The 13,799-nt window shown below is 34.2% G+C and carries 15 protein-coding genes and 1 other RNA gene; 4 read left to right on the forward strand and 12 right to left on the reverse strand.

Annotated elements, in window-relative coordinates; all coding sequences use genetic code 11:
• The first annotated feature begins 203 nt into the window (after positions 1–203).
• From DFR80_RS05300 to nagB, 4 genes are all read left to right on the forward strand, one after another.
• Positions 204–791 carry a chromate transporter gene (locus tag DFR80_RS05300; protein WP_114489393.1) on the forward strand — a complete coding sequence of 196 codons (588 nt, stop codon included), beginning with the start codon at positions 204–206 and terminating at the stop codon, positions 789–791.
• Complete coding sequence (locus tag DFR80_RS05305; protein ID WP_076544375.1) at positions 791–1,354, forward strand: chromate transporter; 564 nt, start codon at positions 791–793, stop codon at positions 1,352–1,354. Before DFR80_RS05300 ends, DFR80_RS05305 begins: the two co-directional genes overlap by 1 nt.
• Positions 1,355–1,463: 109 nt before the next feature.
• Entirely contained in the window at positions 1,464–2,195 is a 732-nt protein-coding gene (locus DFR80_RS05310; protein ID WP_076544376.1) for a GntR family transcriptional regulator, read from the forward strand.
• Positions 2,196–2,217: 22 nt separating this feature from the next.
• Positions 2,218–2,988, forward strand: a complete 771-nt coding sequence (gene nagB / locus DFR80_RS05315) for a glucosamine-6-phosphate deaminase (protein WP_076544377.1) — start codon at positions 2,218–2,220, stop codon at positions 2,986–2,988.
• Here the strand turns inward: nagB and DFR80_RS05320 are convergent.
• From DFR80_RS05320 to secG, 12 genes are all read right to left on the reverse strand, one after another.
• Positions 2,956–3,237: a DUF503 domain-containing protein gene (locus DFR80_RS05320; RefSeq protein WP_114489394.1), complete on the reverse strand. Its 282-nt coding sequence runs from the start codon at positions 3,235–3,237 to the stop codon at positions 2,956–2,958. The genes nagB and DFR80_RS05320 overlap by 33 nt on opposite strands.
• Before the next feature lie 17 nt (positions 3,238–3,254).
• A complete protein-coding gene (locus DFR80_RS05325) occupies positions 3,255–4,388 on the reverse strand; it encodes a mechanosensitive ion channel family protein (RefSeq protein WP_114489395.1) in 1,134 nt (377 codons plus the stop codon).
• A 33-nt stretch (positions 4,389–4,421) separates the two neighbouring features.
• Positions 4,422–5,837, reverse strand: coding sequence for a sensor domain-containing diguanylate cyclase (locus DFR80_RS05330; protein ID WP_114489396.1), 1,416 nt, complete (start codon positions 5,835–5,837; stop codon positions 4,422–4,424).
• Positions 5,834–6,469 (reverse strand): B12-binding domain-containing protein, encoded by a 636-nt coding sequence (locus tag DFR80_RS05335; protein WP_114489397.1) that lies wholly within the window; start codon positions 6,467–6,469, stop codon positions 5,834–5,836. The genes DFR80_RS05330 and DFR80_RS05335 overlap by 4 nt, the downstream gene beginning before the upstream one ends.
• A 45-nt stretch (positions 6,470–6,514) precedes the next feature.
• Positions 6,515–6,883, reverse strand: a complete 369-nt coding sequence (locus DFR80_RS05340) for a hypothetical protein (RefSeq protein ID WP_114489398.1) — start codon at positions 6,881–6,883, stop codon at positions 6,515–6,517.
• A 129-nt stretch (positions 6,884–7,012) separates the two neighbouring features.
• Positions 7,013–7,369: a transfer-messenger RNA gene (gene ssrA / locus DFR80_RS05345) on the reverse strand.
• A 120-nt stretch (positions 7,370–7,489) separates the two neighbouring features.
• Positions 7,490–7,972 carry an SsrA-binding protein SmpB gene (gene smpB, locus DFR80_RS05350; RefSeq protein ID WP_076544382.1) on the reverse strand — a complete coding sequence of 161 codons (483 nt, stop codon included), beginning with the start codon at positions 7,970–7,972 and terminating at the stop codon, positions 7,490–7,492.
• Positions 7,973–8,012: 40 nt separating this feature from the next.
• Entirely contained in the window at positions 8,013–10,160 is a 2,148-nt protein-coding gene (rnr, locus tag DFR80_RS05355; RefSeq protein ID WP_114489399.1) for a ribonuclease R, read from the reverse strand.
• Between the two features lie 51 nt (positions 10,161–10,211).
• Entirely contained in the window at positions 10,212–10,763 is a 552-nt protein-coding gene (locus tag DFR80_RS05360; RefSeq protein ID WP_114489400.1) for an HDIG domain-containing metalloprotein, read from the reverse strand.
• Between the two features lie 63 nt (positions 10,764–10,826).
• Positions 10,827–11,231, reverse strand: a complete 405-nt coding sequence (locus DFR80_RS05365; protein ID WP_114489401.1) for a PaaI family thioesterase — start codon at positions 11,229–11,231, stop codon at positions 10,827–10,829.
• A gap of 86 nt (positions 11,232–11,317) precedes the next feature.
• Positions 11,318–13,270 (reverse strand): sodium-translocating pyrophosphatase, encoded by a 1,953-nt coding sequence (locus tag DFR80_RS05370; RefSeq protein WP_114489402.1) that lies wholly within the window; start codon positions 13,268–13,270, stop codon positions 11,318–11,320.
• Positions 13,271–13,434: 164 nt separating this feature from the next.
• The gene (secG, locus tag DFR80_RS05375) at positions 13,435–13,656 is read right to left on the reverse strand and encodes a preprotein translocase subunit SecG (protein WP_076544387.1); all 222 of its coding nucleotides are present in this window, start codon (positions 13,654–13,656) and stop codon (positions 13,435–13,437) included.
• Between the last annotated feature and the right edge of the window lie 143 nt (positions 13,657–13,799).

Consider the following 13,799-nt stretch of genomic DNA (forward strand, 5'->3'; position numbering starts at 1 on the left):
ATAACAACAATTCCTACGATTTCTGCCATAAGAAAAACCTCCTTTCACCTCAAAAATATAATCTTAAATGCAAGGCTATATATATTTATTCTCTAAAAAATTTTATTATCCTTTTTATTCCGCCTTTAAATAACATAATAAGAATATAATTTCGCCAATTTTTTCTTATTATGTTATAATATTAGCCGGAGGTTGAATAAATCGTGAAAAAATTACTCAAAATCTTTTTGATTTTTTTTAAAATTGGATCTTTCACCTTTGGTGGTGGTTATGCCATGCTGCCAATAATCAAACGGGAACTGGTTGATAATTTAAACTGGATTACCGAAGAAGATATCTATAATTATTATGCAATCGGCCAGAGCACTCCGGGTATTATAGCTGTTAATACGGCTACCATGACCGGTTACAGCCTTAAGGGTATTAAAGGAGCACTGGCAGCTACTACCGGTTTTATTATGCCCTCGCTTATTATTATAACGCTTATTGCTTCATTTTTTAAGCGTTTTCAGCAAATTGATCTTTTTCAGCATGCATTTGCTGCTATTCAAATTGCTGTAGTTGCTTTAATAATTGATATAGTAATCAAAATGTGGCAAAAATCTGATAAAACCAGAGCCAGTCTGCTTATATTTTTAATAGCTTTTTTATTGCTGGTAATTTTTAAGATATCCCCAGTTTTTGTTATTCTTGGCTCAGCAGCAGCCGGTATTATAATTCAATATCTCAGAGGTAATCTGGAGACTGCCTATTACGATTATCAAAATAAAGATCAGGGAAGTGATAAATAATGGTCTATCTAAGATTATTCCTGGAATTTTTTAAAGTTGGTCTTTTTGCCCTTGGAGGCGGACTGGCAGCTCTGCCCTTTCTGCAGGATTTAATTACAAAATACAGTTGGATGACTTCCAAAGAACTTTTAAATATGATTGCAATTTCCGAATCAACTCCCGGTGCCATTGGAATTAATACCGCAACTTTTATTGGTTTTAATACTGGAGGTATCCCGGGTGGAATTATTGCAACAGCAGGACTGGCAGCTCCTTCAATTATTATTATTACTATTATTGCTCATTATTTTAAGAAATTTAATCAGCATCCCCTTGTTGAATCAGCATTTAGTGGAATTAGACCTGCAGTCGCTGGTTTAATTGCTTCAGCAGCTTTTGAACTGGCTCAGGGTGGAATTTTAAACCTCCAATATCTGCAGTTAAATAAAAAGTTAATTAATTTTTTTGACTATAAATCTTTACTTTTACTGCTAATTGTCTTTACTGCAGTTCGAAAATTTAAAAAACATCCTATTATTTACATAACTGTTTCTGCACTGATCGGGATTATCTTTAAATTTTAAAATCAACTATTTAAAAATTATTATCTGTTTTTAACTTGCAGATAATAATTTTTTATCGTATAATTGGTATAGACCACATGTTGTATATTCCTTAAAAGGAGGCAGGTTTATGCAGGAAATTAATAAAAACAGTCCTCTTCCGCTTTATTACCAGCTTAAAGAAAGTATTTTAAATGCTGTTAAAAATAAAGAATTTGAAGTTGGAGAAAGACTGCCCTCAGAAAGAGAACTGGCTGAATATCACAATATTAGCCGCATGACTGTTAAAAAAGCAGTTGATATTCTGGTAGACAACGGCTATTTAATTAGAAAACAGGGAAGTGGTACCTTTGTCACAGACTATCAGCAGAGTTACAGCATCTCTCCACTTTTAAGCTTTACCAAAGAAATGGAAAAAAAGGGACTCAGTTACACCACTAAGATTCTTGCTTTTAATAAAATTAGAGATAAACAAGCTGCTAAAAAAATGAATTTAGACTCTAAAACAGAACTTTTCAAACTGGAAAGATTAAGATTAATTGAAAATAAGCCTTTTTTACTGGAAAACACCTATTTAGCTGCTCATAATTTTAAAGATCTAAAAAAGAATGAACTGGAAAATAGCTCCTTGTTTAAAATAATAAAAGACAAATATAATATTCAGCTGAGCAATGCTGAAGCAGAAGTTGAAGCAGTTATTTTTGATTCCAGTATTGCAGATAAGATGCAGGTTAAGGAAGGTATGCTGGGGCTATATTTTGAACAATTCAGTAAAAATGAAACTGATGACATTATTGAATATACTTCTGCCTATTATCGTAACGATAATTATAAATTTAAATTCACTTTTGATCTAGACTAAATTTTTAAAAGGATGTGTAAAAATGAGAATTATTGTAGAAAAAGATTATCATGCTATGAGCAAAAAGGCTGCTCTAATGGTTGCAAGTCAAATCACTTTAAAACCTGACAGCAATCTGGGACTGGCAACTGGTGGTACCCCCCTGGCAATGTATGATAAACTAATTGAAATGTATAGAGAAGATGAAGTTGATTTTAAAGAAGTACAAAGTTTTAATCTGGACGAATACTGTGGACTGGAAGCAGACCATCCTAACAGTTATCATTATTATATGAATGATAATTTTTTCAATGACATTAATATTAAAAAAGAAAATATCCATATCCCTGATGGAAGCGCAGAAGATTTTGCTGAGGAGTGCAGAAATTACGAAGAATCAATTAAAAATGCCCGGGGTATTGATCTACAGATTCTGGGAATAGGTTCTAATGGCCATATTGGTTTTAACGAACCTGCAGAAAATTTAAATGTCGCAACTGAAGTAGTAGATCTAACTGAAGAAACAATCGAAGCAAACAGCCGCTATTTTGACAGCAAAGATGAAGTTCCTAAAAAAGCAATTTCAATGGGTATGGCTACTATTTTAAAAGCTGATAGAATAATTTTGCTGGCCAGTGGTAAAAGTAAAGCAGAGGCAATAAAACGAACTGTGAGTGGAAAAATATCCACTCAGGTTCCAGCATCACTACTACAGACTCATCCCCAGATCACAGTTTTGCTTGACCGGGAAGCTGCTTCTTTAATTAATAAAGAAGAGCTTTCAGCTGATTGTCACTTCGAAGTCTGTAAGTAGAAATTCGGGAAAAGATTCAACAAAGTCAAGATATTTGTCCATGACACTCTGCAAATACTGATAATCACTTCCTACCAGTGCAACTCCCAGTACAGCAGTCTGGATATAATCCTGGGCATCTACCTCTGCTGCAGAAAGATTAAATTTGTTTTTGCTTTTCTGCAGCAGGCTTTTTATTATTCGCCGCTTATCTTTTAAGGTTGCTGCGCCTGGTAAATATAATTTGATTTCACAACTTGCAATTAACATCTTTTTAACTCCTTATTTCAATTTATTTTATCTTTATCAAAATTATTTTGATCTTCTTTATTTATACCTACAACTTTTTCAGATTTTTTATTTATTAACTCTGATGAAGCAAAGTGAATAGTCTGAGTTGGAAAAGCAAAACTAACTCCCAACTCCTCAAAATTTTCTTTTAGTTTAAAATTTATCTGCTGCTGAATGTCCATATATAATTTATAATCACTATCTGTAACATAATATACAACCTGAAAAAGCAGACTGGAGTCAGCATATTCTGCAAAATGAGCTCGATCAAATTCTGTCTTATCAATTGATTTAATTATATCTTCTACTATACCCGTCACTTTTTTTAGCTTTTCCAGAGGAGTATCATAAGTCACCCCAAAACTAAAATTAATTCTTCTCTGCCTCATCCGCTTATAGTTGTTAATTCTAGAATTGACAAGGTCTGTATTGGAAATAATAAGTTGTTCACCACTCAGACTTCTAATTCTGGTAGTTTTAACTCCTATATGCTCTATTGTGCCTTTATAGTCTCCTATAATAATAAAATCACCTATATCAAATGGTTTATCAAAAAAAATTGTAAAATAATTAAAAAGATCAGTTAAAACATTTTGAGCTGCAAAAGCTATTGCAATACCACCAATTCCAAGCCCAGTGATTAGGCCAGTAATCTGGATATTTAAATTGTCCAAAATAAATAAGAAAGCAATTATCCAGACAACAGTCTTGATAATAAAGAGTGTAATACTCAAAACTTTCTGCTGTTCCTCACTTCGATGTTTTTTAGACCAGTATTTTTTAAGACTGTAAGTAATTATATCCAGAACAGAAAGAACTATAAAAATAACTGATAAAATCATAAGAATTAAATTAATAAAATTATCAATCTGGCTGCTGGTTTTCAACTCATTAAAAGCTAAGAAAAGTGCCAGCAAATACAATAATGGATAAATACGTTTTTTTATTATTTTTTTTAATAAGACTGAAAAAGAGTGAGAAAACTTTTCTACAAACAAATCCATTTTCCCCAGTAATACTTTATCAAATATTCTTATTATAAAATAAACTGCAGATAAGAATAATAAAGCCAGAAGGTAATTTTCAATACTATTATTTAAGAGCATTGTTCCCAGACCAATTTCCTGCATTATCTTTCCTCCTTTTAATTTAAGTTTATCTATTTATCGTATGTTTTCAGCTGATTTAATCTTTTGCTTTTCCTTATACATAGCATTATCAGCTTCATTTATCAGTTGTTCTAAATCTTTTTGATAATCAGGACTGTATTCAGCTGCTCCATGACTGGCGGAAATTTTATAGTCTTTTTTATTAGCTTCTGTAGCTCGCCTAAATTCTTTTCTAATTCGCAGCCAAATCTTTTCAGCCTCTATTTGATTACTATGAGGTAAAACAAGTAAAAATTCATCTCCACCCAGTCTGACTACTCTATCATTTCTCCGAAGAGAGTGCTGTAAAATATCGCTAATTTTTTGCAGCAGTTCATCCCCTTCCTGATGACCAAAATTATCATTAACCAGCTTAAGATCATTAACATCAATAAAAATAATAGAAAGACTGTCCTGATTTTCTTCAGCCTTGTCCATTTCTTCTGCTAAAAAGTCAAGTCCAGCTCTTCTATTTAAAACCTCTGTTAAAAGATCAGTTGCAGCGTATTTTCTTAATCTGGCTTCCATATCTTTTCTTTCACTGATATCTCTAAAAATTATAACTTTTCCCTGATTTTCAGCTACTGAGGCAGCTGAAAATTCAATTGGAAAACTATTATTATTCCTAGGAGTTAATACTGCTTCCTGGTTATTAATCTCTCCATTTTTAAATAGCAGCTCAGAAAGTGAAATCTCTATTTCTTCTGATTTTTTATCCTCATCTGCAGTTATATCTAAATCCTGTTCATTATTTTCTTCAATAAATATCTTAAAAATATCTGTACACTCTTTTCCTTTTGCTTGGGAAAGTGTCCAGCCAAGCATATCTTCAGCTTTCGAATTTAAATAAACAATAAGATCATCCTGATCAGCAGTTATGACTCCCTCTGCTATGCTCGCAAGTGTAACTCGATATTTTTCTTTTTCTGCTTTTAAAAGCAGATTTTGTTTGTTTAGTTTACGCTGAAGATTTACTAATTCATTATTTAACCTGCTCATTTCATTATAAATTTGATCTTCAGATAAAGGGGTTTCTTGATCAATCTTTTCCTTTAAATTTCGTCTCAAATTATTTACATAATTATTATTGATCCGCATCAATTCTTCATAATATTTAATAATTCCTTCAGACTGATTGGCAGCAATTAAAATGCTACTGCTGTCAAGATTATCTAGAACTATCAAAATATATGATTCTGATTTTTCGCCAAGTTTAAGATTAATTTCTCTGCCAAAAACAACCTCTTTCTTTTTAACTTCCTTTAAAAGAGAAAAATATTTTTTGAGACTACCCTGGTCTACATATCTGCTGAAATTTTCTTTTTCTAAATTTAGCGAGTTATTTAAAGAATTGAAAAGGACTTCCTGAACCTGACTATCCTGATCAATTTTTATAATAAAACCTAAATTCTGCTGATTTGTGCCTATCATAATAACGAATCAGCCACCTTTACTGCTTCTTTTGCATCAGCGGCAAAAGCATCTGCTCCAATTTTTTGCCACAAATTGCTGTTTTTTAAAAACACTCTTCCACCAACAATAATTTTTAAATTGGACAATTTAGTTTTTTCATGAATTTTAGTTATTAACCCCTGTGCTACCTCCAACTTATCAGGCAGAGTGAGCGAAATAGCAAGTAAATCAATTTCTTTTTCTACTAGCAGCTTTAAAATTTCAGCAGGAGGAGTGTTTGAACCAAGATGAATTGTATCCCAACCGGCTAATTCTAAAAGATCAGCTACCATTCTAACTCCCAGCTCATGTAACTCATCTCCAATACAGCCAGTTAAAACTTTTTTCCCTTTCTTATAGGAAGAAAAAATTTTAGGATATAATTGTGCCATTGCCAGCTGAGTTACAGAAGTCGCATAATGTTCCTGAGCTATACTTATCTGATTTAGCTGCCAGAGACGTCCAATTTCATACTGTACTTGTTGAAAAATATTTAAATAAATATCGTCTACTGCAGTTCCCTGATCAACCAAATCAAGAATTAGTTTAACTGCTCTTTCTCTTTCCATATTAATTATAAAATTAAGATAAATTTTTGCTTTTTCCTGCAAATAATTATTTTCATTGATGAAAGATTGATAATGATTCTCAGGATTTTAAATCTTATTCTCAGCAGAATTTAAATAATTTTTAATTAAATTAAAATCTTTTTGCGTAAATTCAGAATATAAAACATTTTTTATTGCCTTTAGGTGTTTCTTAAGAACTTCAATTCCAATCCCCCGCTCTTTTAAAACCGTATAAAGCCAGCTGTAGTAATTAACAAAAATGTTTTTTTCACCAACAGCTAAAGCTTGAGCCAGATAATTTAAATTAGAAGAGGTATCACTTCTAACTTTCTCCATCATATTTGAATTATACCTGTTCATTTCTTGAGGTAACAAAAACTCCTGCTCATCCATAATTTTATTTATTAGATCATCTCTATTATCTAAAATATATTTTTTGATTTTTGTCCCGGTCATAAGGACACCTCATTTCTTCTACTAGTATATATATTAAACATTTGAGCCTTATTTCCTTCTATATAAAACAAAAAAGAACCCTTATATAATCAGGTTCTTGAATCAAAAATATTAAATTTAGTTATTATTTGGTGGAGGTGGTGGGAGTCGAACCCACGTACTGAATGGCTCACCCAGTAGTTTCTACGAGCGTAGTTCAGCTTTTAATCTCACAGTAAGCACTCCACTGAACAGGATTACTTACTGCCAGCCTGTTAAATGTCCCTTCTTCTTACAGACATCAGAAGAAGGTTAGTCTGCTTTTTATGGCACCTGAGGCGACTCCACAGACAGGACCCGCTCAGGCGTTAACTGCCTACGCGGCAGCTAAAGCGTAATTATTATCGTTTGCAGATAATTTTATAGTTCCCAGTGTTTTACGAGTGAAAGGAACTCCTCGACCCGCTTCTAAAGGATTCACCATCCAGGCGAAGCCAGAACACCCCCTGGATAGCTGTTTCTTTTCAGCATAATTATTATAACTCAAAGGTCAGGAAATGTCAAATTTATATCATATTCCAAGATCATCCTAAAAGCAAAATAGTAAAAAATATTAACATTTAAGAGTTAATAATCTCCTTTTTGCTGACGTCTAAAAGCTTTTTCCATCTCTCTCTGAGCAGTTCTCTTAGCAATATCTCTTCTTTTATCATGCTGCTGCTTACCTTTAGCCACTGCAAGTTCAACTTTACATAGATTTTTCTTTAGATAAAGAGTAAGAGGTACCAGGGTATAACCTTTCTGAGTTGTATATCCGATTAGCTTTCTGATTTCATTTTTGTGAAGCAGAAGTTTTCTTTTTCTTTCCGGTTCATGATTATAACGATTTCCTTCTTTATAGGGACTGATATGCATATTATGCAGATAGACTTCCCCCTCTTCAACTAGAGCAAAACTATCTTTCAAATTAACCCGATGATTTCTAATGGATTTAATCTCTGTTCCTTTTAGTTTGATTCCTGCTTCATAAGTTTCCTCTATATAAAAATCATGTCTGGCTTTTTTATTTCTGGAGATAATTTCTATGTCTTTATCCTTATTTTTAGCCATGACTACCACATCCTTATTCATTTATTTCAGCTATTATAGCTTAATCTAACTTCTCAAGCAGTTCGAAATCCAACTGCCTCTCATCTCTATTAACTTTTGCGACCTTTATTTTTACCTGGTCCCCAATCCGATAAATCTTTTTGGTTCTCTCACCAATTAAATGGTATTTTTCTTCATCATAATGATAATAATCATCACGCAGATTTTTTATATGAACCAGACCCTCAACAGTGTTCTCGAGTTCAACGAAAATTCCAAAACCTGTTATTCCACTGATAATACCTTCGAACTCATCACCGATTTTATCTTCCATAAATTCAATTTTTTTAAGATCAACTGAATCTCTTTCCGCGTCCATTGCCCTTCTCTCCTGTAAGGAGCAGTGGTCTGCAATTTTAGGCAGCTCACTATCCAGCTCATCCTGACGTTCTTCACTTAAATATCCTTCAGTGATTGTTTCCTTAATGATTCGATGAGCTGTTAGATCAGGATATCTCCTAATGGGAGAAGTAAAATGACTGTAATGACTAATTCCGAGTCCAAAATGCCCTATGTTTTTATCAGAATAAACAGCTTTCTTAAGTGAACGAAGCATTACTGTTTCAATAATTTTTTCTTCCTTAGTACCCCTAACATCTTCTAAAATTTCCTGCAGTGCTCGGGGATGGACTCCATTTTTAACTCCTTTAAGACTGTAGCCAAAGTTATGAATAAATTCATTAAACTGCTGCATTCGATCAAGATCCGGTTCTTCATGAACTCGATAAATAAACGGCATATCTCGCCAGGACATTTCAGCAGCTACAATTCTATTAGCAGCAATCATAAATTCTTCAATTAACTGCTCTGCTTCCCGGTGACGTCTTTTCTTTAAATCAATTGGATGTCCTTCTTCATCAAGTTCCACCTTAACTTCAGTAAAATTAAAATCCATACTTCCTTCCGCAAATCGATGGCGCCTAAGTCTTCTTCTTAATTCATTCATCATTTCCAGCTCTTCAACAAAGTCACTGTATTGCTGTCTCTCCTGGCTTTCTTTGTCCTCTAAAATATTTTGTACTGCATCATAGGTCAGCCGGTGATTGGAATTAATCACAGATTTAGTAATATCATGATCTATAATCTCAATTCCATTTTTCCCCTGCAGCCTGTAGTCAATAAATACAGTCATAGTTAAACGATCAACACGAGGATTTAAGCTGCAAATACCATTTGAAAGTTTTTCGGGCAGCATTGGAATCACCCGATCAACCAGATAAATACTTGTAGCCCTCGAATAAGCTTCACTATCAAGCGGACTATCTTCGGTAACATAATGACTTACATCAGCAATATGAACACCCAGTCGATAAACTTCACTATCGAGTTTTTCTATAGAAACTGCATCATCTAAATCTTTTGCATCTGATCCATCAATTGTAACCAATTTTAAATCTCTTAAATCTTGCCGTTCGTCATCTTTTTTTACTCTTGCATCACTAACTTCATCCGGAATATTTTTAATCTGACTTAAAACTTTATCCGGAAATTCTCCCGGTAAATCAAGCTGACGAATTATTGCCTCAATATCTACACCTGGATCATCCTTATCTCCAAGAATTTCAATAATTTCGCCTTCAGGGTTTCTATTTTTTTCTGGCCAGCGGGTTATTTTAGCAACCACTTTTTGACCATTTTCAGCCTTATTTAAAGCTTCAGGTGGAATAAATACATCATTACAAATTCTATTATTATCCGGAATCAAAAATCCATAATTTTTATATTTCTCTAAATTACCAACTATCTTTTTGTTAACACGTTCTATAATTTCTGCAACTTCTCCCGCCTGACTTTTACCTCTATCAGAATGGACAGGTCTCACAAAAACTTTATCATTGTGCATTGCACCGTTCATATTTGCGGAAGCAATATAGATATCATCTTTTTCTGGATCATCAGGTATTAAAAATGCATTTCCAGATGCTGTTTTCTCTATTCTACCACCAATTAAATTAAATTTTTCAGGAACTCCATATAATCCCTGTGAGTTTTTAAAAATCTGTCCTGACTTAATTAAATCCAGCAGTAGATCTGAAAACATTTGCCGCTGATCCTTTGCTATCTCAAACTCCTCAAAAATTTCGTCCTTACTTAATGGACGATGCACATCTTCTCTTAAGCGTCTCAACAATTCACTTCTGGCACTCATTAATAATCATCCCCAATCTTTTGGTGATTCTGAGCTAAAATTTATTTAAAATTAAAGTCCTAAATCATCAGAAACATTCTGCATAGCTGCTAGAGACAGTTCAATAAATTCTTTTAATTCTAAATCCATCTCTTTACAGGAAGCAATTACATCCCGATCAGCTCCCTTGGCAAAAGAGTTGTCTCCATAACGATTTAAAACAAATTCTGTATCCAGTGCATTTAGACTTTTTTCAGGATGGATCAATGCCGAAGCAACAATTAAACCAGTTAATGGGTCAGCTGCATATAAAGCCTTTGCCATTAATGTTTTTCTGGGAAGTTGATGCATTCCATTGTGGGCTCTAACAGCCTCCACAATTTTTGCTTCCATTCCTATATCTGCCAGCATTTCTGCACCAAGCTGACTGTGCTTTTCGGGCTCATCTGCAGTATCTTCGTAATCAATATCATGCAGCAGCCCTGCCAGACGCCATTTATCCTGATCTTTATCAAAATAATCAGCAAGCTCGGCCATTACTGCTTCCACTGCCAGACAATGTTTACGCAAATTCTTCTGTTTAATATTTTCTTTCATTAATTTAATTGCTTCTTCTCTCTGCATTAGTATCCTCCCCTAAATATGATTTAATTTTTTGCAAGTTTTCGTTAACAATTAAGATTATCCTCAGGCCTCAATAAATTTTGCTCTGGCTTCAGCCTTTAAGTTTCCATTATTATCAAAAATTTCTGCCCGGGCATAATAAACATTTGCAATAGATGACTTTTTAGAACTTTTATATTCACCAATAATTTCTAACTTTTTTCCAATCTCAATTGCTTTTCTGTACCGAATATTTAATTCGGCAGTATAAGCCTTAATTCCTTTAAAACCAAGCACATGTGCCATTGCCTCATCCAGTAAAGTAGCTGTTATACCCCCATGAATAATCCCCTTATATCCCTGGTGATATTCTCCAGGTATAAATTCTGCTTTAACTTTGTTTTCTTCAATTTTTTCAAATTTAAGAGCCAGAGAAATTGGATTTTCCTCACCACAGGCAAAGCACATTCCATCCTCTACTTCCGGCATTAAATCACTACCTTTCTAATTAAAAAACCCTCCCAGTAGTATTAACTACAAGGAGGGTGATTAAATCCTTTACTACTATATTAATTTTACATGAATAAAGGAGCAAATACAAGTGAAACAATGGTCATTAATTTGATTAAAATATTTAAGGATGGACCAGAGGTATCCTTAAATGGATCACCAACTGTATCACCAACAACCGAAGCAGCATGAGTTTCTGTTCCCTTGCCACCAAAAGCTCCTGATTCAATATATTTTTTAGCATTATCCCAGGCACCACCGGAGTTAGCCATCATAATAGCCAGAAGAACACCGGAAGAAAGAGCACCACCTAAAAGACCACCAAGTGCCTGCACATTCCAGAGTCCAATAATTACTGGAACAACTACTGCCAGTAATCCTGGTAAAATCATTTCTTTTAAAGCAGCTGTTGTAGAAATATCAACACATTTCCGGTGATCAGGTTTTTGAGTTCCTTCCATTATACCCGGCATTTCTTTAAATTGTCTTCTTACTTCTTCGATCATCTCTCCAGCAGCCTTACCTACAGCCTCCATAGTAATCGCTGAGAATAAAAATGGTAACATAGCTCCAATAAAGAGACCAATGATAACCTGCGGATTAGTTAGAGAAATTGAATCCAGGCCAACTGCCTGTGAGAAAGCTGCAAATAATGAAAGAGCTGTCAAAGCAGCAGAACCAATTGCAAATCCCTTACCCATAGCAGCTGTTGTATTACCAACAGAATCCAGTTTATCAGTAATATCTCTAACTGAAGAATCTAATTCTGCCATTTCGGCAATACCTCCTGCATTATCAGCAATAGGCCCGTAGGCATCAACAGAAAGTGTAATTCCTGTAGTAGAAAGCATACCAACTGCTGCCATTGCAATACCATACAGACCGGCAAAATTATAAGCTAAATAAATAGCTACTGCAATAACTAAAATTGGAAGAGCTGTACTTCTCATTCCTACAGACAGACCACTGATTATGTTAGTTGCTGTACCAGTCTGTGACTGACGGGCAATATGTTTTACAGGCCCATAGTGTTCGGAAGTATAATACTCTGTAATTCTACCAATTAAAGTACCTGCAATTAAACCGGCGATAATTGCTATAAAAATTCCAACTTCTCCAGTCAGTGCTGTTACCAAAAAGTAAGCACCAACAATTGTAATTCCGGCAGCACTTAAAGTTCCCCTTTCCAAAGCTTTAGCAGGGTTGCCACCTTCTTTAGCTCTGACAAAACGAGTACCAATAATAGCAGCTACAATACCTAAAGCTGCAATTAACATTGGTAATAAAACATGATCTACACTCAGAGCAGCTCCTAAAGTCATAGCAGCTACTATTGAACCAACATATGATTCGAATAAGTCTGCTCCCATACCTGCAACATCACCAACATTATCACCAACATTATCAGCAATAACAGCAGGATTACGGGGATCATCTTCTGGAATTCCAGCTTCTACTTTACCAACTAAATCAGCACCAACATCAGCTGCTTTAGTATAAATACCTCCACCAACACGGGCAAAGAGGGCAATAGAACTGGCTCCAAAAGCAAAACCTCTAATAAATTGTACATTATGAGAAAAGAACATATATAAAATTCCAAGCCCCAGAGTACCTAAACCTACAACAGACATTCCCATTACTGTTCCTCCGGAAAAAGCAACTTTTAAAGCTGCATTCAAACCTGTCCGGGCAGCATTGGTTGTTCTAGCATTTGATTGGGTAGCAATTTGCATCCCGATAAATCCAGCCAGAGCAGAGAATAATGCTCCTAAAATAAAGGATACCGCGTACTGCCAGCCAAGACTGGGTACTACTGTCATTACAACTGCTACTACAGCAACAAATACTGCTAACATCTTGTATTCACGACCTAAAAAAGCCATAGCCCCTTCATTGATTGCATCTGACAGTTCAGCCATTCTATTTGTTCCCATACTTTCCTTTTTTACTTTTCCAGCAAGAATAAAAGCAAAAGCTAATGCGATTATTCCCGCCAGCGGTGTATAAAAATTCATGCACCAACCTCCTTATTAATTTTTTATCTGCTAATTTTTTCATAGCATCTTATCTGGTTTTTATTTCATTTTAAAAATTTACTATTTTCCCTGATTGAATATTAGATGATTATTATTAATAATATTTGCTTTATCATTAACTTATTATTACTTAATTATGAAGTTTAAAATATAGCAAGAATTAGAGAATTAAGCATAAATAATACTGCTGCTACAGTTGTTGCCTTACTTATTTTGTCTTCCATCTTCTTTCCTGACTTACCAAAAAAAGTTGTAGCACCACCATCAATTGCTCCAGATAAACCGGCACTTTTTCCTGACTGCAGTAAAACACCAACAATTACTCCAATTGCTATAATAAAGTGTAAAATCTTAAGTACAAACATCTAAATCTCACCTCCAGTAGTTAAGTAAAATATTGCTAGATATCCATAATTCAACACAGCTTTAATTTTAACATATTAATGATGAAAATACAATAACCTGAATGAGAAAAACTCCCTTTCAAACCCCGGAAAACAGTTTCCGA

The organism is Halanaerobium sp. ST460_2HS_T2 (genome assembly GCF_003337665.1).
In the GTDB taxonomy this organism is placed as follows: domain Bacteria; phylum Bacillota; class Halanaerobiia; order Halanaerobiales; family Halanaerobiaceae; genus Halanaerobium; species Halanaerobium kushneri.